The 436-nt window shown below is 73.9% G+C and carries 2 protein-coding genes; both read left to right on the forward strand.

The features are described from left to right. On the forward strand, positions 1–197 hold a 197-nt coding region (locus P2P98_RS01505; RefSeq protein WP_275796501.1), incomplete at its 5' end, for a hypothetical protein. 5 nt (positions 198–202) lie between these two features. Beyond that, positions 203–436, forward strand: a 234-nt coding sequence (locus P2P98_RS01510; RefSeq protein ID WP_275796503.1) for a hypothetical protein, incomplete at its 3' end; no start/stop codon positions are given.

A 436-nucleotide genomic window follows, 5' to 3' on the forward strand; every position in this document is an offset into this window, starting at 1 on the left:
AGTCGCTGCGTGAGACGCTTCGTCTGCGCCCGCAGATCCTCCGACGCCTCGGCTGGCACTACGTGCGCGTGCACGCGTTCGATCTGTACAGCGACCCCGCGGGGGTGGCATCCCGGATCGCCGAACTGCTCGGCGTCGCGCCCGACGACCCCGCCGACTCCGGGACCACCACCGAGCCCCTCGACCTGCCCGGTTGAACGTGATGAGCACGACCCCGGATGCCACGGGTACCGCGGGCGATCCGGACCCGGAGCTCCCGCGCGACGACGCTGCATCGCACGAGGAACGTCAGCCGGTGATCCGGATCCCCGGCGCGCGCCGTGCGCGGCTGCTGCCGGCACCGGGCACGACGGCGGAACCCGCCCCCGCGGACGACCCGCACCGGGGTGGAGGGCCGGGGCCGGTGGCATCCGGTCCGAATGACGACCGCATGCTG

Origin of the sequence: Microbacterium sp. Kw_RZR3 (genome assembly GCF_029222405.1) — a bacterium.
In the GTDB taxonomy this organism is placed as follows: Bacteria; Actinomycetota; Actinomycetes; order Actinomycetales; family Microbacteriaceae; genus Microbacterium.